The sequence below is a fragment of the Streptomyces sp. SID9727 genome (assembly GCF_010550605.1).
GTDB lineage: Bacteria > Actinomycetota > Actinomycetes > Streptomycetales > Streptomycetaceae > Streptomyces.
On the sequence record NZ_JAAGNI010000388.1, the window covers coordinates 1 to 17,949 of the forward strand.

Genomic DNA, 17,949 nt, shown 5'->3' on the forward strand with positions numbered 1-17,949 from the left:
CAACGGCATCTCGCGCCGGGCGGGCCGCCCGCCCGCCGCTCCCGGCTCGGCCGCGGCCGACGGGGCCGCCTGGCCCCCCGCGACAGCGATCCGTACGCCCTGATCCGCCAGCGCCTGCAACTCCGCCGCCGACCGGTCGTCGTGCGCGGCGGGCTCGTCCGTCACCAAGTGGGTGATGAGATCCGTCGGCACGGTCTGGAACATCGTGTCGGAACCCAGCTTCGTGTGGTCCGCGAGGACCACGACCTCCGCCGCAGCCTGCACCAGCGCCCGGTCCACGCTCGCGGAGAGCATGTTGGACGTGGAGAGCCCGCGCTCGGCGGTGAGCCCGCTCCCGGACAGGAACGCGCGGGAGACCCGCAGCCCCTGGAGGGACTGCTCGGCCCCGCTGCCCACCAGGGCGTAGTTGGAGCCGCGCAGGGTGCCCCCGGTCATCACCACCTCGACCCGGTTGGCATGGGCCAGCGCCTGGGCGACGAGCAGGGAATTGGTGACGACGGTCAGGCCGGGAACGCGCGCGAGCCGGCGGGCCAGCTCCTGCGTGGTCGTACCGGCGCCGACGACGATGGCCTCGCCCTCTTCGACGAGGCCGGCGGCCAGGTCGGCGATGGCGGTCTTCTCCGCGGTGGCGAGATGGGATTTCTGCGGAAAGCCGGACTCCCGCGTGAAACCGCCCGGCAAGACCGCACCGCCGTGCCGGCGGTCGAGGAGTCCTTCTGCCTCCAGTGCCCGCACGTCCCGCCGTACGGTCACTTCGGAGGTCTGGACGACGCGGGCGAGCTCACGGAGCGATACCGCCCCGTTGGCGCGCACCATTTCGAGGATCAACTGACGACGTTCTGCAGCGAACACGAAACTGACAGTAACGTGACCGCGCGAGACTTTTCAGCAGTTTGCGCCGAATTGCAGAAGTTGTACATACAGGCGGTCACCAAGTGGTATAGGAGACCGCCATGTTGTCGTCTCCTGATCGAACGGCGGCCCGGGCCGCCCGACTTGGCGGGAGTTGCCGGGGAATGCCGGGCCGCGACCCGGGGTCCCCGGCCCCGTCACGCCTCGCCCGTGCGCTTACGGCTGTGCAACTGGCGGGCCACTTCGGCGATCGATCCCGACAGGGACGGGTACACAGTGAAGGCGTTTGCGATCTGCTCGACCGTCAGATTGTTGTCGACGGCGATCGAGATGGGGTGGATCAGCTCGCTCGCCCGGGGGGCGACGACGCAGCCGCCGACCACGATGCCGGTGCCGGGGCGGCAGAAGATCTTGACGAAACCGTCCCGGATGCCCTGCATCTTGGCGCGCGGGTTGCGCAGCAGCGGAAGCTTGACGACCAGGGCGTCGATCTTGCCCGCGTCCACGTCCGCCTGGCTGTAGCCGACAGTGGCGATCTCCGGGTCGGTGAAGACGTTCGAGGACACCGTCTTGAGGTCCAGCGGGGCCACCGCGTCGCCGAGGAAGTGGTACATCGCGATGCGGCCCTGCATGGCGGCGACGGAGGCGAGCGCGAAGATGCCGGTGACGTCACCGGCCGCGTAGACGCCGGGCGCGCTGGTACGGGAGACCTTGTCGGTCCGGATGTGCCCGGAGTCCTTGAGCCGGACGCCGGCCTCCTCCAGGCCCATGCCCGCGGTGTTCGGGATGGCGCCGACGGCCATCAGGCAGTGCGTGCCGGAGATGACCCGGCCGTCGGCGAGGGTCACCTCGACGCGGTCGCCGACGCGCTTGGCGGACTGGGCGCGGGAGCGGGCCATGACGTTCATGCCGCGCCGCCGGAACACGTCCTCCAGGACGGCCGCCGCGTCGGGGTCCTCGCCGGGCAGCACCCGGTCGCGGGAGGAGACGAGCGTGACGCGCGAGCCGAGGGCCTGGTAGGCGCCGGCGAACTCGGCGCCGGTCACCCCGGAGCCGACGACGATGAGCTCCTGCGGCAGCTCGTCGAGGTCGTAGACCTGGGTCCAGTTCAGGATGCGCTCGCCGTCGGGCTGGGCGTCCGGGATCTCCCGGGGGTGCCCACCGGTCGCTATCAGCACGGCGTCGGCGGTGAGGGTCTCCTCCGTGCCGTCGGCGGCCGTGACGACGACCCGACGGGAGCCGTCGGCGGCCTGGAGGCCCTCCAGACGGCCGCGTCCGCGCATCACGCGGGCCCCGGCGCGGGTGACGGAGGCGGTGATGTCGTGGGACTGGGCGAGCGCCAGGCGCTTGACGCGGCGGTTGACCTTCCCCAGATCGACGCCGACCACACGCGCGGCCTGCTCGATGTGCGGGGTGTCGTCGGCGACGATGATGCCGAGCTCCTCGTACGAGGAGTCGAAGGTGGTCATCACCTCGGCCGTCGCGATCAGGGTCTTCGAGGGCACGCAGTCGGTGAGGACGGACGCGCCGCCGAGGCCGTCGCAGTCGACGACGGTCACCTCCGCGCCGAGCTGGGCGCCCACCAGCGCCGCCTCGTACCCGCCGGGTCCGCCGCCGATGATCACGATCCGGGTCACGAAAAGTCCGCCTCGCGTTTCTCGTCCCACGGCCGTCTGCTGCCCCGGCCGGGGGTCCGGGGGATCGCCCCGGGGGAATGCAGTACGTACTTCATTGTCCCGCACGCGCCAAGGTGCTTCTCCCCGGGGCCCTCCATACGTGCGCCGGGGCGCACGGCGCACGGACGCGGCGGGCGCGTCGCTCCCTTCGCGCCTCCCCTCGGGGGGCGTTCCTCACAGGAACCGGCCTACCCGTCGCCACCTCCCGTACCCTCGATCCCATGTCGCTCTACGCCGCGTACGCCGGCAACCTCGACGCGCGGCTGATGACGCGCCGCGCCCCGCACTCACCGCTGCGCGGCACCGGCTGGCTGAACGGCTGGCGGCTGACCTTCGGCGGGGAGCAGATGGGCTGGGAGGGAGCGCTGGCCACCGTGGTGGAGGCGCCCCGCTCGCAGGTGTTCGTCGCCCTGTACGACCTGGCGCCCATGGACGAGGACTCCATGGACCGCTGGGAGGGCGTCGGCCTCGACATCTACCGGCGCATGCGGATCCGGGTGCACACCCTGGACGGCGAGGAACCGGCCTGGATCTACGTGCTGAACGGTTACGAGGGCGGCCTGCCGTCCGCCCGTTATCTGGGCGAGATCGCGGACGCGGCCGAATCGGCGGGCGCGCCGCACGACTACGTGATGGAACTGCGCAAGCGCCCCTGCTGACGGGAGGGGCGGCGAGGGGGCGGGCGACCTGCCCCTTCCCGTTCCGCGCGACCCCTGGTTGTCGGAACACACGAACGAATCCCGCAAGACTCTGTACCGGGGCATCTACGCGCGTAGGGATTCAGCGGTTACGCTCATCCGCGTGAACGCATCAGTTATTCCGGACCACATCCAGGGCGACCCGTACGCCGCCGCCGCCGACGCCGCCGCCCGCCTGCGCGAGCTGACCGGTGCCGAGACTCACGACGTCGCCCTCGTGATGGGCTCCGGCTGGGCGCCGGCCGCTGCCGCGCTCGGCGTTCCGGCGGCCGAGTTCCCGGTGACCGCCCTGCCCGGCTTCCCGGCGCCCGCCGTCGAAGGCCACGGCGGCACGATCCGCTCGCACGTGATCGGCGACAAGCGCGCCCTGGTGTTCCTGGGCCGCACGCACTACTACGAGGGCCGGGGCGTCGGCCCCGTCGCGCACGGGGTCCGCACCGCGGTCGCCGCGGGGTGCCGCACGGTGGTCCTGACGAACGGCTGCGGCGGCCTGCGGGAGGGCATGCGCCCCGGGCAGCCGGTCCTGATCAGCGACCACATCAACCTCACGGCGGCGTCGCCAATCGTCGGCGCGAACTTCGTGGACCTCACCGACCTGTACTCGCCGCGCCTGCGCGCGCTGTGCAAGCAGGTGGACGAGACGCTCGAAGAGGGCGTGTACGTGCAGTTCCCCGGCCCGCACTACGAGACGCCCGCCGAGATCAACATGGTCCGCGTGATGGGCGGCGACCTGGTCGGCATGTCCACGGTCCTGGAGGCGATCGCGGCCCGCGAGGCGGGGGCCGAGGTCCTCGGCATCTCCCTGGTGACGAACCTGGCGGCGGGGTTGAGCGGGGAGCCGCTGAACCACGAGGAGGTCCTTCAGGCGGGCCGGGATTCCGCGACGCGGATGGGGTCCCTGCTGGCGCGGGTGCTGGACCGGATCTGAGGCTGCCCCGGGGGCTCTGCCCCCAGGCTTCCGCTCCTCGACCGCCGGAGGGGCTCGGTCCGGCCGCGACCGCTCCCGGCCCCGCCGCAGGCGCCCGCCCCACACCGCGCACCGCACACGAAAGGCACCCCGTGACGACACCCCCGGACCTCCTCGCCCGCGCCAGCGCCTGGCTGGCGGAGGACCCCGACCCCGACACCCGCGAAGAGCTCGCCGGGCTCATCGCCGCCGAGGACGTCCCCGAGCTCACCACCCGCTTCGCGGGCACGCTCCAGTTCGGCACCGCCGGGCTCAGGGGCGAGCTCGGCGCGGGTCCGATGCGCATGAACCGCTCCGTGGTCATCCGCGCCGCCGCCGGCCTCGCCGCGTACCTGAAGGACCAGGGGCAGGCCGGCGGTCTCGTCGTCGTCGGCTACGACGCCCGCTACAAGTCCGCCGACTTCGCGCGCGACACCGCCGCCGTGATGACCGGCGCCGGGCTCCGCGCGGCCGTCCTCCCCCGCCCGCTGCCGACCCCCGTCCTCGCGTACGCCATACGGCACCTGGGCGCCGTCGCCGGCGTCGAGGTGACCGCCAGCCACAACCCGCCCCGCGACAACGGCTACAAGGTGTACCTCGGCGACGGCTCGCAGATCGTGCCGCCCGCGGACGGCGAGATCGCCGCGGCCATCGCGGCGGTCGGCCCGCTGGACACCGTGCCCCGCCCGGAGACCGGCTGGGAGACCCTGGGCGACGAGGTCCTGGACGCCTACCTGACCCGTACGGACGCCGTGCTCGACGCCGGCTCGCCGCGCACCGCCCGTACCGTGTACACCGCGATGCACGGCGTCGGCACCTCCGTGCTCACCGCCGCGTTCGACCGGGCCGGCTTCCCGGCCCCGGTGCTCGTCGCGGAGCAGGCCGAGCCGGACCCCGCGTTCCCCACCGTGGCCTTCCCCAATCCGGAGGAGCCCGGCGCGATGGACCTCGCGTTCGCCACCGCGCGCCGCGTGGAGCCGGACCTCGTCATCGCCAACGACCCGGACGCGGACCGCTGCGCCGTCGCCGTGCCGGACCCGGCGGCGGACGGCGGCTGGCGGATGCTGCGGGGCGACGAGGTCGGCGCGCTGCTCGCCGCGCACCTGGTGCGCCGGGGCGCGACCGGCGTGTTCGCGGAGTCGATCGTCTCGTCCTCGCTGCTGGGCCGGATCGCCGAGAAGGCGGGCCTGGGTTACCAGGAGACCCTGACCGGCTTCAAGTGGATCGCCCGGGTCGAGGGGCTGCGTTACGGGTACGAGGAGGCGCTCGGCTACTGCGTGGACCCGGAGGGCGTCCGCGACAAGGACGGCGTCACCGCCGCGCTGCTGGTCGCCGAGCTCGCCTCCGTGCTCAAGGAGCGGGGCCGCACGCTGCTGGACCTGCTGGACGACCTCGCCCTGGAGCACGGGCTGCACGCGACCGACCAGCTGTCGGTGCGGGTCGAGGACCTGTCCGTCATCGCCGACGCGATGCGCCGCCTGCGCGAACAGCCGCCGGCCGCCCTGGCGGGGCTCCCCGTCGCCTCGGCCGAGGACCTGTCGCGGGGCACGGACCGGCTGCCGCCGACCGACGGGCTGCGCTACCGGCTCGACGGCGCCCGGGTGATCGTCCGCCCGAGCGGTACGGAGCCGAAGCTGAAGTGCTACCTGGAGGTCGTCGTACCGGTCGGCTCCACCGACGCGCTGCCGGCCGCCCGCGCCCGGGCCGCGGAGCTGCTGACCGGCATCAAGCGCGACCTGGCGGCAGCGGCGGGCATCTGAGGGAGGGGTGGCCGGAGCCCGGCCACCCCGTCCGCCCGTCCCGTCAGCCCGCCACCCGCGCCATCCACGCCTCGACCTCGTCCGCCGAACGCGGCAGCCCGGCCGACAGGTTCTCGTGGCCGGACTCCGTCACGACGAGGTCGTCCTCGATGCGGACGCCGATGCCGCGCCACTCCTCCGGGACCGTCAGGTCGTCCGGCTGGAAGTAGAGCCCGGGCTCGACGGTCAGCACCATGCCCGGCTCCAGCACCCCGTCGACGTACGCCTCGTTGCGCGCCCGCGCGCAGTCGTGGACGTCCAGGCCGAGCATGTGACCGGTGCCCGCCATGGTGAAGCGGCGCTGGAGGCCGAGTGCGTACGCCCGCTCGGCCGGGCCCTCGATGAAGCCCCACTCCACGAGCCGGGCGGCCAGGTGGCGCTGCGCGGCCTCGTGGAAGTCACGGTAGTGGGCGCCCGGCTTCACCGCGGCCATTCCCGCCTCCTGCGCCTCGTACACCGCGTCGTACACCTTCCGCTGGAGCGGTGTGAACGTGCCGCTGACGGGGAGGGTGCGCGTGACGTCGGCGGTGTAGAGGGTGCGGGTCTCCACGCCGGCGTCGAACAGGAGCAGGTCGCCGGGGCGCACGGGGCCGTCGTTGTCCGTCCAGTGCATGATCGTGGCGTGGTCGCCGGCGGCGCAGATGGAGCCGTAGCCGACGGCGTTGCCCTCCAGGCGGGCGCGGCGGAAGAACGTGCCCTCGATCCACCGCTCCGAGGTGGCGACGGCCCCCGAGAGGTCGCCGATCGCGTCGGTGAAGCCGCGCACGGTGGAGTCGACGGCCTTGCGCAGCTCGCCGAGCTCCCACGCGTCCTTGACGAGGCGGAGGTCGCTCAGCGCCTCCGCGAGCTCGGCGTCGCGCTCCTCGTCGGTGACGACAGCCCGCTCCAGGGCCGGATCGATCCCCCGGACGATCCGGGTCGGCACCTGGCTCCCGGCGCCGGGGGCGGCCGCACCGGCGGCCAGTGCCTCCGCCGCCGTGCGGACGTCGCGGCAGGGCAGGCCGAGGACCCGCGCGGACTCGGCGAGGGTGCGGCGGCGCCCGGTCCACAGCTCGGCCGTGGCCCCGGTCCAGAAGCCGTCGTCGTCCCGGCTGTCGCGCGGCAGCTGGAAGCAGTAGGCGTCGTGTCCGCCGTCCGCCCGGGGCTCCAGGACCAGGGCACCGTCACGGGCCTGGTCGCCGGTCATGTGGACGTAGCCGGAGTAGGGGCGGAACGGGTAGTCGTCGTCGTTCGACCGGGTCTTGAGGTTCCCGGAGGGAATGACGAGGCGTTCGCCGGGGAAGCGCGCGGAGAGCCTGGCGCGCCGGGCGGCGGCATGGGGTGCCTGCTCGTCGGGTACGAGGTCGTGCCGTTCGGTGTCGGCCCACCCGGTCCGCATCAGCGCGGAGAGTTCTTCGGAGATCTCCGGGTAGAGCCCGTTCTTCCGGCCTTTCGCCACGTCATGCTCCCTGTGTCGGCGGGGTGGGTCACCGGTGGTCACCGGCGGCTCCCGGACGTTATCGCCGGCGGGGCGGCGCGGGTGCCCGACCGTGCCAGTGGCACTGACCGGCCATCTCCGCCCTGCCCGGCGGAGAATGCGGTGCATGACGAACGCGAAGCTGGCCGAGGCCCTCCGGCTCCTGGGGATCGGCGAGGCGGCGGCCCGCGTCTATCGGGCACTGCTCGACCTGGCACCCGCGCCCCTGTCCACGATCGGCCGGGCGGCCGGTCTGGACGCCCCGGCGCTGTCGGCGGCGTACGGGGAGCTGGCCGACGCGGGGCTGGTCAGCGGCGCGGGCACGAGCGCGGACGTGGTCGCCCCGGTCCCGCCCGCCGCCGGTCTGGAGATCCTGGTCAGGCAGCGGGCGAGCGAGGTCGAGGAGTCCCGGATCGCGGTCGGGGGCGCCTTCGAGTCGTTCCGGCGGCAGCGGCTCTCCGCGTACGACGACCATCTCGTCGAGTCCGTGACCGGCGACGCGGTCGGGCCGAGGATCCGCCAGGCGTGGGCGAGCGCCCGGGAGCAGATCCGGCAGCTGGAGTCGCCGCCCTACGTGCCGCTGCCCGGGGCGACCGGGGACGCGCTGGCCACGCTCGCGCGCGGGGTGACGCAGCGCGTCGTGTACTCGCGGGAGTCCCTGGAGCACCCCGGGCATCTGAAGGACGTCATCGAGCCGTGCGTCCGGGCCGGGGAGCAGGCCCGGGTGGCGCCGGCGGTGCCGGTGAAGCTGGTGATCATCGATGACGCGTCGGCGCTGGTGTCCCTGTCGATCCGGGAGGCCGACGTGCACAACACCATGCTGGTCGTGCAGCCGTGCGGGCTGCTGTCGGCGCTCATCGCGCTGTTCGAGCAGTACTGGCGGAGCGCGCTGCCGTTCAGCGGCCGGACCACGCGCCCGGGCGGGCTGCCGCCGGCGGACCGGCGGCTGCTGTGGCTGCTGGCGGGCGGGACGAGCGACGAGGTCATCGCGCGCGAACTGGGCGTCAGCCGCCGCACGCTGTTCCGCCGGCTGCAGGTCCTGATGGCCAGACTGGGCGCCGCGAACCGCTTCCAGCTGGCGATGCAGGCGCAGCGCCAGGGCTGGCTGTGAGCGGCCGGGACGTCAGCCGGTCGCGCCGAGGACCACGAGCAGCACCGCGCCGACCACGGCCGGGGCGATGACCTCGTACGCCCAGCGCACCGAGGCGGCGGGCGCGCCGGGCGCGGGCTTGTCGCCGCCGCGCTCGGACAGCTCGCGCAGGTCCGCGACGCTCTGGTCGGCGGCCGCGGTGCGGGCCTGGGTGTCGCGGACGTCGGCGGTCGTGGTCGTACGCCGGTACGGGTCGTCCAGCGCCTGCCGGGACTGCTGGCGGGCGGCCTTCTTGCGCTGCCGCAGCGACACGGGGACGGCCCAGAGCTGGAACTTCGTACCGTCCTGCGTGAAGAGCTCGCTCGAATACCCGGCCCGTACGTCGGCGACGTCGCTCCACGGCAGCGTGATCGTGCGGAACGGGTTGCGGATGCGGATGCGCCTCTCGTTCGCGGCGACCACCGGGCGCAGCGTGAAGGCGACGATCAGGGGCACGGCGGTCAGCATCGCGGCCAGCGCCATCCACGGCACCCGCCCGTCGCCCCGGAGCGCGGCGTCGCCGCCGATCCCGAAGACCAGCACGAGGAGCAGGACGCCGCCGGCCAGCCCGGCGGGCGACCGGAAGGTCCGGTCGGCGTAGGTGGGCTCGTCGGCAGGCGTGGGGCTCTTCATGAGCCCGATTGTGCCTGACGCGGCGCGGGGGCGCGGTGGCGGCTTCGCCCGCGGGGGCGGCCGGGTGCGGCACCCCTCGATGACCTGGGTCCCTGTACAGGTCGCTACGCGCGTAGATATGCTCATGTGGTGACCATGCCCACCACCCTCCCCGCATTCGCCGACGCGACGGCGTCCGACAGTGCGCTGCGCCGCTTCCTGCACGGGCTGCCCGGTGTCGACCCGGTCGGCCTCGAAGCGCGCGCCGCGGCCCTCGGAACCAGGTCGATCAAGACGACGGCCAAGGCGTACGCCATCGACCTCGCCATCTCGATGATCGACCTGACGACGCTCGAAGGCGCGGACACCCCCGGCAAGGTCCGGGCCCTCGCCGCCAAGGCCGTCAACCCCGACCCCACCGACCGGACGACGCCGCGCACCGCCGCGGTCTGCGTCTACCCCGACATGGCGGCCACCGCGGCCGCCGCCCTGGCCGGATCCGGCGTGAAGGTGGCGTCCGTGGCGACGGCCTTCCCCGCCGGGCGTGCCGCGCTCGACGTGAAGCTCGCCGACGTCCGGGACGCGGTGGCGGCCGGGGCCGACGAGATCGACATGGTGATCGACCGGGGCGCGTTCCTGGCCGGCCGCTATCTGAAGGTGTACGAGGAGATCGTCGCCGTGAAGGCGGAGTGCGGCTCCGCCCGGCTCAAGGTGATCTTCGAGACCGGTGAGCTCTCCACGTACGACAACATCCGGCGGGCCTCCTGGCTCGGGATGCTGGCCGGCGCGGACTTCATCAAGACCTCCACCGGCAAGGTGGCGGTGAACGCCACCCCCGCGAACACCCTGCTGATGCTGGAGGCGGTGCGCGACTTCCGCGCGCAGACCGGCGTGCAGGTCGGCGTGAAGCCGGCCGGCGGCATCCGCACCTCGAAGGACGCGGTCAAGTTCCTCGTGCTGGTCAACGAGACGGCGGGCGAGGACTGGCTGGACAACCACTGGTTCCGCTTCGGCGCCTCCAGCCTGCTGGACGACCTGCTGATGCAGCGCCAGAAGCTCAGCACCGGCCGTTACTCCGGCCCCGATTACGTGACGGTGGACTGATACCCATGGCATCCGCATTCGAGTACGCACCGGCGCCGGAGTCCCGTTCCGTCGTCGACATCGCCCCCTCGTACGGCCTGTTCATCGACGGTGAGTTCACCGACGCGGCCGACGGCAGGGTCTTCAAGACGGTCAGCCCGTCCTCCGAGGAGGTGCTGTCCGAGGTCGCCCGGGCCGGCGCCGACGACGTGGACCGGGCCGTGCAGGCGGCCCGCCGCGCGTTCGCGAAGTGGTCGGCGCTGCCCGGCTCCGAACGCGCCAAGTACCTGTTCCGGATCGCCCGGATCATCCAGGAGCGCTCCCGCGAGCTGGCCGTCCTGGAGACGCTGGACAACGGCAAGCCGATCAAGGAGACCCGCGACGCGGACCTCCCGCTGGTCGCCGCGCACTTCTTCTACTACGCGGGCTGGGCCGACAAGCTGGACCACGCGGGCTACGGCCCGAACCCTCGCCCGCTGGGCGTGGCCGGCCAGGTCATCCCGTGGAACTTCCCGCTGCTGATGCTCGCGTGGAAGATCGCCCCGGCGCTCGCCACGGGCAACACGGTGGTCCTGAAGCCCGCCGAGACGACGCCGCTGTCGGCGCTGTTCTTCGCGGACATCTGCCGCCAAGCGGGCCTGCCCAGGGGTGTCGTCAACATCCTCACGGGGTACGGCGACGCGGGCCAGGCGCTCGTGGAGCACGGGGACGTCGACAAGGTCGCCTTCACCGGTTCGACCGCCGTCGGCAAGGCCATCGCCCGGAGCGTCGCGGGGACGGACAAGAAGGTCACGCTGGAGCTGGGCGGCAAGGGCGCCAACATCGTCTTCGACGACGCCCCGATCGACCAGGCCGTCGAGGGCATCGTCACCGGCATCTTCTTCAACCAGGGCCAGGTCTGCTGCGCGGGCTCCCGCCTCCTGGTGCAGGAGTCGGTCCAGGACGAGCTGCTCGACGCCCTGAAGCGCCGCCTGTCCACGCTGCGCCTTGGCGACCCGCTGGACAAGAACACCGACATCGGCGCGATCAACTCCGCCGAGCAGCTGGCCCGGATCACCGCGCTCACGGAGACCGGCGAGGCGGAGGGCGCGGAGCGCTGGAGCGCCCCGTGCGAACTCCCCTCGGCGGGTTACTGGTTCGCCCCGACGCTGTTCACCAACGTCACCCAGGCACACACCATCGCCCGCGACGAGATCTTCGGCCCGGTGCTGTCCGTGCTGTCGTTCCGTACGCCGGACGAGGCCGTCGCCAAGGCGAACAACAGCCAGTACGGCCTGTCGGCCGGCATCTGGACGGAGAAGGGCTCGCGCATCCTCGCGGTGGCGAACAAGCTCCGGGCGGGCGTCGTCTGGGCCAACACGTTCAACAAGTTCGACCCGACCTCGCCGTTCGGCGGTTACAAGGAGTCGGGCTTCGGCCGCGAAGGCGGCCGTCACGGCCTGGAGGCGTACCTCGATGTCCGATAACCGTCTGAGCGTCTTCAAGACCTACAAGCTGTACGTCGGGGGCAAGTTCCCCCGCTCCGAGAGCGGCCGGGTGTACGAGGTGACGGACTCGAAGGGCAAGTGGCTGGCGAACGCGCCCCAGTCCTCCCGCAAGGACGCCCGCGACGCGGTCGTGGCCGCCCGCAAGGCGTTCGGCGGCTGGTCCGGCGCCACCGCGTACAACCGCGGCCAGATCCTCTACCGCGTCGCGGAGATGCTGGAGGGCCGCCGCGAGCAGTTCGTACGCGAGGTGGCCGAGGCGGAGGGCCTGTCCAAGTCCAAGGCGGCGGCGGTGGTGGACGCGGCGGTGGACCGCTGGGTCTGGTACGCGGGCTGGACGGACAAGATCGCCCAGATCGTGGGCGGGGCGAATCCGGTCGCGGGCCCGTTCTTCAACCTGTCGACGCCCGAACCGACCGGTGTGGTCACGGTCCTGGCGCCGCAGGAGTCCTCGTTCCTCGGCCTGGTCTCGGTGATCGCCCCGGTGATCGCGGCCGGCAACACCGTGGTCGTGGTGGCCTCCGCGAAGTCCCCGCTGCCCGCCCTGTCGCTGGGCGAGGTGCTGGCCACCTCGGACCTGCCGGGCGGTGTGGTCAACATCCTGTCGGGGAGGACCGCGGAGATCGCCGCGCCGCTCGCCGCCCACCAGGACGTGAACGGCATCGACCTCACGGGGGCGGACGCGGCGCTCGCGAAGGAGCTGGAGATCGCGGCGGCGGACAACCTGAAGCGCGTCTCCCGCCCACCGGTCTCCCGCCACCACTCCGAGAAGGAGGCGCAAGGCGCCGCTCATCCACAGGCTGTGGACGGCGACGACTGGACCGCCGACCCGGGCACGCACCGCCTGACGGCGTTCCTGGAGACCAAGACGGTCTGGCACCCGACGGGTGCGCTGGGCGCCTCGGGCTCCTCGTACTGACCCCACCCGGCGACGGCCCGTTCCCCGGAGGCACCTCCGGGGGAACGGGCCGTCCCGCCGCCCGCGGAGACTCAGCCGCGCAGGCCCTCCGCGAGCGGGCCCACGACGGGCAGGTCCTTGATGGCGCCGCCGCTCGTCAGCGGGTCGGTGACCAGCGCGGTGGAGAGCGGCTTGAAGTCGGCGACCTGGGTGCCCACCGCGTTGTCCAGCGGGTCCGTACCGGTGCCGGCCAGCGGGTCGAGCCGCAGGTGGGTGACGGGCGCGATGCTGTGCTCCAGCGACTGCCCGAGCGCCCCGGTGACCGCTCCGCCGGCCGCCTCGGTGGCCTCCGCGAGGCCGATGTCGGCCCCGGTCTCCTGGACGACGGGCAGCGGGGCGGCCTGCGCCGCCGCACCCCCCGCGCCGAGCGCGGCGCCGACCGCGGTGACGGTCAGACCTGCGCGCAGCAGGGTGCGGCGCCGGGACTTGGACAGTGCGTGACGTGCCATGGATTTCCCACCTGATCGGGACGATCGGACCATCGGCCGGGTAATCGACCGAATGCACAGAGTAGTTGAGGTGTGATGCGCGATACCAACAGGACCTCCGGGGGGTCCCTTGATCGGGTCAATGCCGCACACTCGTGTTCTGTGAGTTCCCAAGCGCTTTCGACCCGCGTCGTCCTGTTGACGGGCCCCTCCGGCTCCGGCAAGTCGTCCCTCGCCGCCCGCACCGGCCTCCCGGTCCTGCGGCTCGACGACTTCTACAAGGAGACCGGCGACCCCACCCTGCCGCTGGTCGAGGGCAGTACGGACATCGACTGGGACTCCCCGGACTCCTGGGACGCCGACGCGGCCGTCACCGCGATCACGGAGCTCTGCCGGACCGGCCGCACCGACGTCCCGGTGTACGACATCTCCACCAGCTCCCGAACCGGGCACGAGGTCCTGCACATCGGGCGCACCCCGCTCTTCGTGGCCGAGGGCATCTTCGCGGCCGACGTCATCGACCGCTGCCAGTCCCTGGGCCTGCTGGCCGACGCCCTCTGCCTGCGCGGCCGCCCCTCCACGACCTTCCGCCGCCGCCTCCTCCGCGACCTGCGCGAGGGCCGCAAGTCGGTGCCGTTCCTGCTGCGGCGCGGGTGGCGTCTGATGCGTACGGAGCGCCGCATCGTGGCCCGCCACGTCGCGCTGGGCGCGCACGCGTGCGCGAAGCAGGAGGCGCTGGGCCGCCTGGCGGCGGCCGCTGCGGGGCGGTGCAGGACGCCGGCCCATTCAAGCCCCTCCGGCGATTGAGGAGCGGGGGTCCGGGGGCGGAGCCCCCGAAACGCGCTGCGGGGCCGGACAGGACCCCCCGGCCCGTCCGACCCCGCAGCTCCCCCTTGCCCCCCGAGATACCCCCGTATCCCCGTTGTCCCCCGGGATACCCCCGTATCCCCCGGGCCCCCGTTGTCTCCCCCGTAACAGCACCACCGCATCCCCCGACGCGGCGGCTCCCCCGTTCCCCCAGCCTTCAGGCCACCAGCTCGCCGAAGGACTCCTCCTCGTCACGGCCGAAGCTCAGGTCCTCGTCCTCGCGCAGCCGGCGGAGCGACCGCCAGATGCTCGACTTCACCGTGCCGACACTGATGTCGAGGATGGACGCGATCTCGGGGTCCGTGCGGCCCTCGTAGTACCGCAGCACGAGCATCGTGCGCTGCAGCTCGGGGAGGCGCGCCAGCGCCTGCCAGAGCACGGCGCGCAGCTCCGTACCGCGCATCGCGTCCGTGTCGCCCGCCGTCTCCGGGAGCTCCTCGGTCGGGTATTCGTTCAGCTTGCGCCTGCGCCAGGCGCTGATGTGCAGATTGGTCATCGTGCGGCGCAGATAACCGCCGACAGCGGCCTTGTCGCTGATGCGGTCCCAGGCCCGGTACGTCGAGAAGAGGGCGCTCTGGAGCAGGTCCTCGGCCTCGAACCGGTCACCGGTCAGGTGGTAGGCGGTGGCGTACAGGGAGGCGCGGCGCTCCCGGACGTAGGCCGTGAACGCCGCTTCGGCGTCCCCGGACCGCTCCGGTGCCTTCCGCTCCCCCGAGCCCTCCCCGTACGCGCTTCCCCCGTTACCCGCGTCAACCACCGTCATGAATGACGTGTGCTGACGCCCGGCGCCTCGAACGCACCCCCGTCCGTTCACTGCGGCGCCGGACTTCTCGGTGCTCCGCCCGACATCGTGGAGACGCGTGACGACTGCGCTTGCGTTGGTGCTGTGAGTTGCGTTCATCTCGCGCCCCCCATCGGTGGAGTCCGTCCGTTCCTTGTGCCAACGAGCTTGCCGGGGCAGTTTCATGGCGCTGTCCGCCGACTGTCACAGGGCTGTCACAGGGCCCGGCGGCGGCGCGAATCCGTGCTTCCGGATGCATGAGGGACGTATGGGGCACGCATCAGGGGGGACCAACTGTCGAACTGGGGCGCCCCATGGGTCAGAATGACCCAGTGCCTTTCCTGTTGCTGATCGAGGACGACGACGCCATCCGCACGGCCCTCGAACTCTCGCTGTCACGCCAGGGCCACCGTGTGGCCACCGCGGCGACGGGAGAGGACGGCCTCAACCTGCTGCGCGAGCAGCGCCCCGACCTGGTCGTGCTGGATGTGATGCTGCCCGGGATCGACGGCTTCGAGGTGTGCCGGCGCATCCGCCGCACCGATCAGCTGCCGATCATCCTGCTGACCGCCCGCAGCGACGACATCGACGTCGTGGTGGGGCTGGAGTCCGGCGCCGACGACTACGTGGTCAAGCCCGTGCAGGGCCGGGTGCTCGACGCCCGCATCCGCGCGGTGCTGCGCCGCGGCGAACGGGAGTCGACCGACTCCGCGACGTTCGGGAACGTGGTGATCGACCGCTCCGCCATGACCGTCACCAAGAACGGCGAGGACCTCCAGCTCACGCCGACCGAGCTGCGCCTCCTGCTCGAACTGAGCCGCCGGCCCGGCCAGGCCCTGTCCCGCCAGCAGCTCCTGCGCCTCGTCTGGGAGCACGACTACCTGGGCGACTCCCGCCTGGTGGACGCCTGTGTCCAGCGGCTGCGCGCCAAGGTGGAGGACGTGCCGTCGTCGCCGACCCTGATCCGTACGGTGCGGGGCGTGGGTTACCGGCTGGACTCGCCGCAGTGAGCACGGCTGTGCGGCGGGGCCTGCGCGCCGGGCTCCGCTGGACCAGCCTGCGCCTGCGGCTCGTCATCGTCTTCGGCCTCGTCGCGCTGACCGCCGCCGTCTCGGCCTCCGGCATCGCGTACTGGCTCAACCGCGAGGCGGTGCTGACGCGCACCCAGGACGCGGCGCTCGGGGACTTCCGCCAGGAGATGCAGTCCCGGGCGGCCTCGCTGCCGCTGCGCCCCACCAAGGAGGACCTGCAGACGGCCGCCGTGCAGATGGCGAGCAGCAGCCCCGGCTACAGCGTGCTCCTGATCGACCAGCGCGACGCGGGCAAGCCCATCGTCGGCAACAGCGACCTGGACACCTTCACCCGCGACAACGTACCGCTGTCGCTGCAGGAGCAGGTGGACCGGAAGCAGCCGGTCAAGGCGGGCAACAAGTACGAGTACCACCTGTTCTGGCAGCGCACCTCGATACGCGGCACGCCGTATCTCGTCGCCGGTACGAAGATCATCGGCGGTGGGCCGACCGGCTACATGCTGAAGTCGCTCGACCAGGAGCGGCAGGACCTCAGCTCGCTCGCCTGGTCGCTGGGGATCGCCACGGCGCTCGCCCTGGTCGGCTCGGCGCTGCTCGCGCAGGCGGCGGCGACGACCGTACTGCGGCCGGTGCAGCGGCTCGGGGACGCGGCCCGCAAGCTCGGCGAGGGCAAGCTCGACACCCGGCTCGTGGTGTCCGGCACCGATGAACTGGCCGATCTGTCGCGCACGTTCAACCGGACCGCCGGCTCGCTGGAGAAGAAGGTCGCGGACATGAGCGCCCGCGAGGAGGCCAGCCGCCGCTTCGTCGCCGACATGTCGCACGAGCTGCGTACGCCGCTGACGGCGCTCACCGCGGTCACGGAGGTGCTGGAGGACGAGGTCGACAGCCTCGACCCGATGATCGCCCCCGCGGTGAACCTGGTGGTCAGCGAGACCCGCCGGCTGAACAACCTCGTGGAGAACCTGATGGAGGTGACCCGCTTCGACGCGGGCACCGCCCGCCTGGTCCTGGACGACGTGGACGTCGCCGACCAGGTGACCGCCTGCATCGACGCCCGCGCCTGGCTGGACGCGGTCGAACTGGACGCCGAGCGCGGCACGATGGTCCGCCTCGACCCGCGCCGGCTCGACGTGATCCTGGCGAACCTGATCGGCAACGCGCTCAAGCACGGCGGTTCGCCGGTACGGGTCTCGGTGCGGATCGAGGGCGAGGAGCTGGTGATCGAGGTCCGGGACCACGGCCCCGGCATCCCCGAGGACGTCCTGCCGCACGTCTTCGACCGGTTCTACAAGGCGAGCGCCTCCAGGCCGCGTTCGGACGGCAGCGGCCTCGGGCTCTCCATCGCCATGGAGAACGCGCACATCCACAACGGCGACATCACCGCCCGCAACTCCCCCGACGGGGACGGCGCGGTCTTCGTGCTGCGCCTGCCGCGCGACCCCGGGGCGCCGAGCCGTACCGGCGGGGACCACGACGCACCGATACCGGAGCACCAGGAGGACGACGCGACGTGAGGCGCAGCGAACGCCGGGGACACCGAACCGCCGCCGCCCTGGCAGGTGCCGCACTCTGTGCCGTGCTGGCGGCGGGCTGCGGCATCCGTACGACGTCGGTGCCGGTGGACGCGGGCGCCGCCCCGTCCCGGGTGCCGTGCGCGATGCCCGCCGAGGACGCCGCGGCCCAGGCCCGGCGGGGCATCCCCGTGCAGGTGTACCTGGTCTGCGCCTCGCAGCTGGTGACGGTGGACCGGGCGGTGCAGGTGCAAGGGGCCGGGTCGGACCGGCTGGCGGTCGCCACGGAACTGCTGGACGAGTTGCGCAGGCAGCCCACGGCCGACGAACGGCAGGCGGGTTTCTCCACCGGTGTGCCCGGGACGCTCCGCGTCTTCGGCCCCCGCCCGGGCGACGCGAAGGACGCGCTGCGGCTCAACGAGCAGCCGGAGGACCTGTCGGCCGAGGCCCTGGCCCAGGTCGTCTGCACCTTCGCGGACAGCGAGTCCCTGGCTCCCGGCGACACGGTGACACTGGGCGGCCCGGGCGAGTACCCGGCCCGCGGCTACCTCTGCACGGCGGAGACGAAGGCCAGCCCGAAGGCGGTGCCGAGCACGGTGGGGGCGCCGTAGGGTGCCTCGGGGGCCCGCCGTGAG

At 72.8% G+C, this 17,949-nt stretch carries 17 protein-coding genes; 11 read left to right on the top strand and 6 right to left on the bottom strand.

Annotation, left to right across the window (positions count from 1 at the left end):
• Both G3I41_RS27250 and G3I41_RS27255 read right to left on the bottom strand, forming a co-directional pair.
• On the bottom strand, positions 1 to 852 hold an 852-nt coding region (locus tag G3I41_RS27250; RefSeq protein ID WP_164403024.1), incomplete at its 3' end, for a DeoR/GlpR family DNA-binding transcription regulator.
• 197 nt (positions 853 to 1,049) lie between these two features.
• Positions 1,050 to 2,489, bottom strand: a complete 1,440-nt coding sequence (locus G3I41_RS27255) for an NAD(P)H-quinone dehydrogenase (protein WP_164403025.1) — start codon at positions 2,487 to 2,489, stop codon at positions 1,050 to 1,052.
• 260 nt (positions 2,490 to 2,749) lie between these two features.
• On the opposite strand from G3I41_RS27255, the gene G3I41_RS27260 reads away from it, so the two are divergent.
• The 3 genes from G3I41_RS27260 to G3I41_RS27270 all read left to right on the top strand — a co-directional run bounded on the left by G3I41_RS27260 (position 2,750) and on the right by G3I41_RS27270 (position 5,932).
• The gene (locus G3I41_RS27260) at positions 2,750 to 3,187 is read left to right on the top strand and encodes a gamma-glutamylcyclotransferase (protein ID WP_026171252.1); all 438 of its coding nucleotides are present in this window, start codon (positions 2,750 to 2,752) and stop codon (positions 3,185 to 3,187) included.
• A 142-nt stretch (positions 3,188 to 3,329) separates the two neighbouring features.
• Positions 3,330 to 4,154 (top strand): purine-nucleoside phosphorylase, encoded by an 825-nt coding sequence (locus tag G3I41_RS27265; protein ID WP_164403026.1) that lies wholly within the window; start codon positions 3,330 to 3,332, stop codon positions 4,152 to 4,154.
• A gap of 131 nt (positions 4,155 to 4,285) precedes the next feature.
• A complete protein-coding gene (locus G3I41_RS27270) occupies positions 4,286 to 5,932 on the top strand; it encodes a phospho-sugar mutase (protein WP_164403027.1) in 1,647 nt (548 codons plus the stop codon).
• 43 nt (positions 5,933 to 5,975) lie between these two features.
• Here the strand turns inward: G3I41_RS27270 and G3I41_RS27275 are convergent, their stop codons facing one another.
• A complete protein-coding gene (locus G3I41_RS27275) occupies positions 5,976 to 7,349 on the bottom strand; it encodes an aminopeptidase P family protein (RefSeq protein ID WP_203601728.1) in 1,374 nt (457 codons plus the stop codon).
• 205 nt (positions 7,350 to 7,554) lie between these two features.
• On the opposite strand from G3I41_RS27275, the gene G3I41_RS27280 reads away from it, so the two are divergent.
• A complete protein-coding gene (locus G3I41_RS27280; RefSeq protein ID WP_203601722.1) occupies positions 7,555 to 8,538 on the top strand; it encodes a LuxR family transcriptional regulator in 984 nt (327 codons plus the stop codon).
• A gap of 12 nt (positions 8,539 to 8,550) precedes the next feature.
• Here the strand turns inward: G3I41_RS27280 and G3I41_RS27285 are convergent, their stop codons facing one another.
• Positions 8,551 to 9,189 (bottom strand): PH domain-containing protein, encoded by a 639-nt coding sequence (locus G3I41_RS27285; protein ID WP_164403030.1) that lies wholly within the window; start codon positions 9,187 to 9,189, stop codon positions 8,551 to 8,553.
• Positions 9,190 to 9,324: 135 nt separating this feature from the next.
• Here G3I41_RS27285 and deoC point away from each other — a divergent pair, with 135 nt between their 5' ends.
• From deoC to G3I41_RS27300, 3 genes are read left to right on the top strand one after another with little or no spacing between them, the layout of a single operon-like run.
• Entirely contained in the window at positions 9,325 to 10,272 is a 948-nt protein-coding gene (deoC, locus tag G3I41_RS27290; protein WP_164403064.1) for a deoxyribose-phosphate aldolase, read from the top strand.
• 5 nt (positions 10,273 to 10,277) lie between these two features.
• Positions 10,278 to 11,717 (top strand): aldehyde dehydrogenase family protein, encoded by a 1,440-nt coding sequence (locus tag G3I41_RS27295; protein ID WP_164403031.1) that lies wholly within the window; start codon positions 10,278 to 10,280, stop codon positions 11,715 to 11,717.
• Positions 11,707 to 12,654 carry an aldehyde dehydrogenase family protein gene (locus tag G3I41_RS27300; protein WP_164403032.1) on the top strand — a complete coding sequence of 316 codons (948 nt, stop codon included), beginning with the start codon at positions 11,707 to 11,709 and terminating at the stop codon, positions 12,652 to 12,654. Before G3I41_RS27295 ends, G3I41_RS27300 begins: the two co-directional genes overlap by 11 nt.
• A gap of 71 nt (positions 12,655 to 12,725) precedes the next feature.
• Here the strand turns inward: G3I41_RS27300 and G3I41_RS27305 are convergent, their stop codons facing one another.
• Positions 12,726 to 13,142, bottom strand: coding sequence for a hypothetical protein (locus G3I41_RS27305; RefSeq protein WP_164403033.1), 417 nt, complete (start codon positions 13,140 to 13,142; stop codon positions 12,726 to 12,728).
• Positions 13,143 to 13,319: 177 nt separating this feature from the next.
• On the opposite strand from G3I41_RS27305, the gene G3I41_RS27310 reads away from it, so the two are divergent.
• A complete protein-coding gene (locus G3I41_RS27310) occupies positions 13,320 to 13,928 on the top strand; it encodes an ATP-binding protein (protein WP_164403065.1) in 609 nt (202 codons plus the stop codon).
• Positions 13,929 to 14,145: 217 nt separating this feature from the next.
• Here the strand turns inward: G3I41_RS27310 and G3I41_RS27315 are convergent, their stop codons facing one another.
• Positions 14,146 to 14,889 carry a SigE family RNA polymerase sigma factor gene (locus G3I41_RS27315; protein WP_164403034.1) on the bottom strand — a complete coding sequence of 248 codons (744 nt, stop codon included), beginning with the start codon at positions 14,887 to 14,889 and terminating at the stop codon, positions 14,146 to 14,148.
• Between the two features lie 212 nt (positions 14,890 to 15,101).
• On the opposite strand from G3I41_RS27315, the gene afsQ1 reads away from it, so the two are divergent.
• From afsQ1 to G3I41_RS27330, 3 genes are read left to right on the top strand one after another with little or no spacing between them, the layout of a single operon-like run.
• Positions 15,102 to 15,779 (top strand): two-component system response regulator AfsQ1, encoded by a 678-nt coding sequence (afsQ1, locus tag G3I41_RS27320; RefSeq protein ID WP_026171255.1) that lies wholly within the window; start codon positions 15,102 to 15,104, stop codon positions 15,777 to 15,779.
• The gene (locus G3I41_RS27325; RefSeq protein ID WP_164403036.1) at positions 15,776 to 17,317 is read left to right on the top strand and encodes a sensor histidine kinase; all 1,542 of its coding nucleotides are present in this window, start codon (positions 15,776 to 15,778) and stop codon (positions 17,315 to 17,317) included. The genes afsQ1 and G3I41_RS27325 overlap by 4 nt, the downstream gene beginning before the upstream one ends.
• Positions 17,314 to 17,925, top strand: coding sequence for a hypothetical protein (locus G3I41_RS27330; protein ID WP_164403037.1), 612 nt, complete (start codon positions 17,314 to 17,316; stop codon positions 17,923 to 17,925). Before G3I41_RS27325 ends, G3I41_RS27330 begins: the two co-directional genes overlap by 4 nt.
• Positions 17,926 to 17,949: the final 24 nt, after the last annotated feature.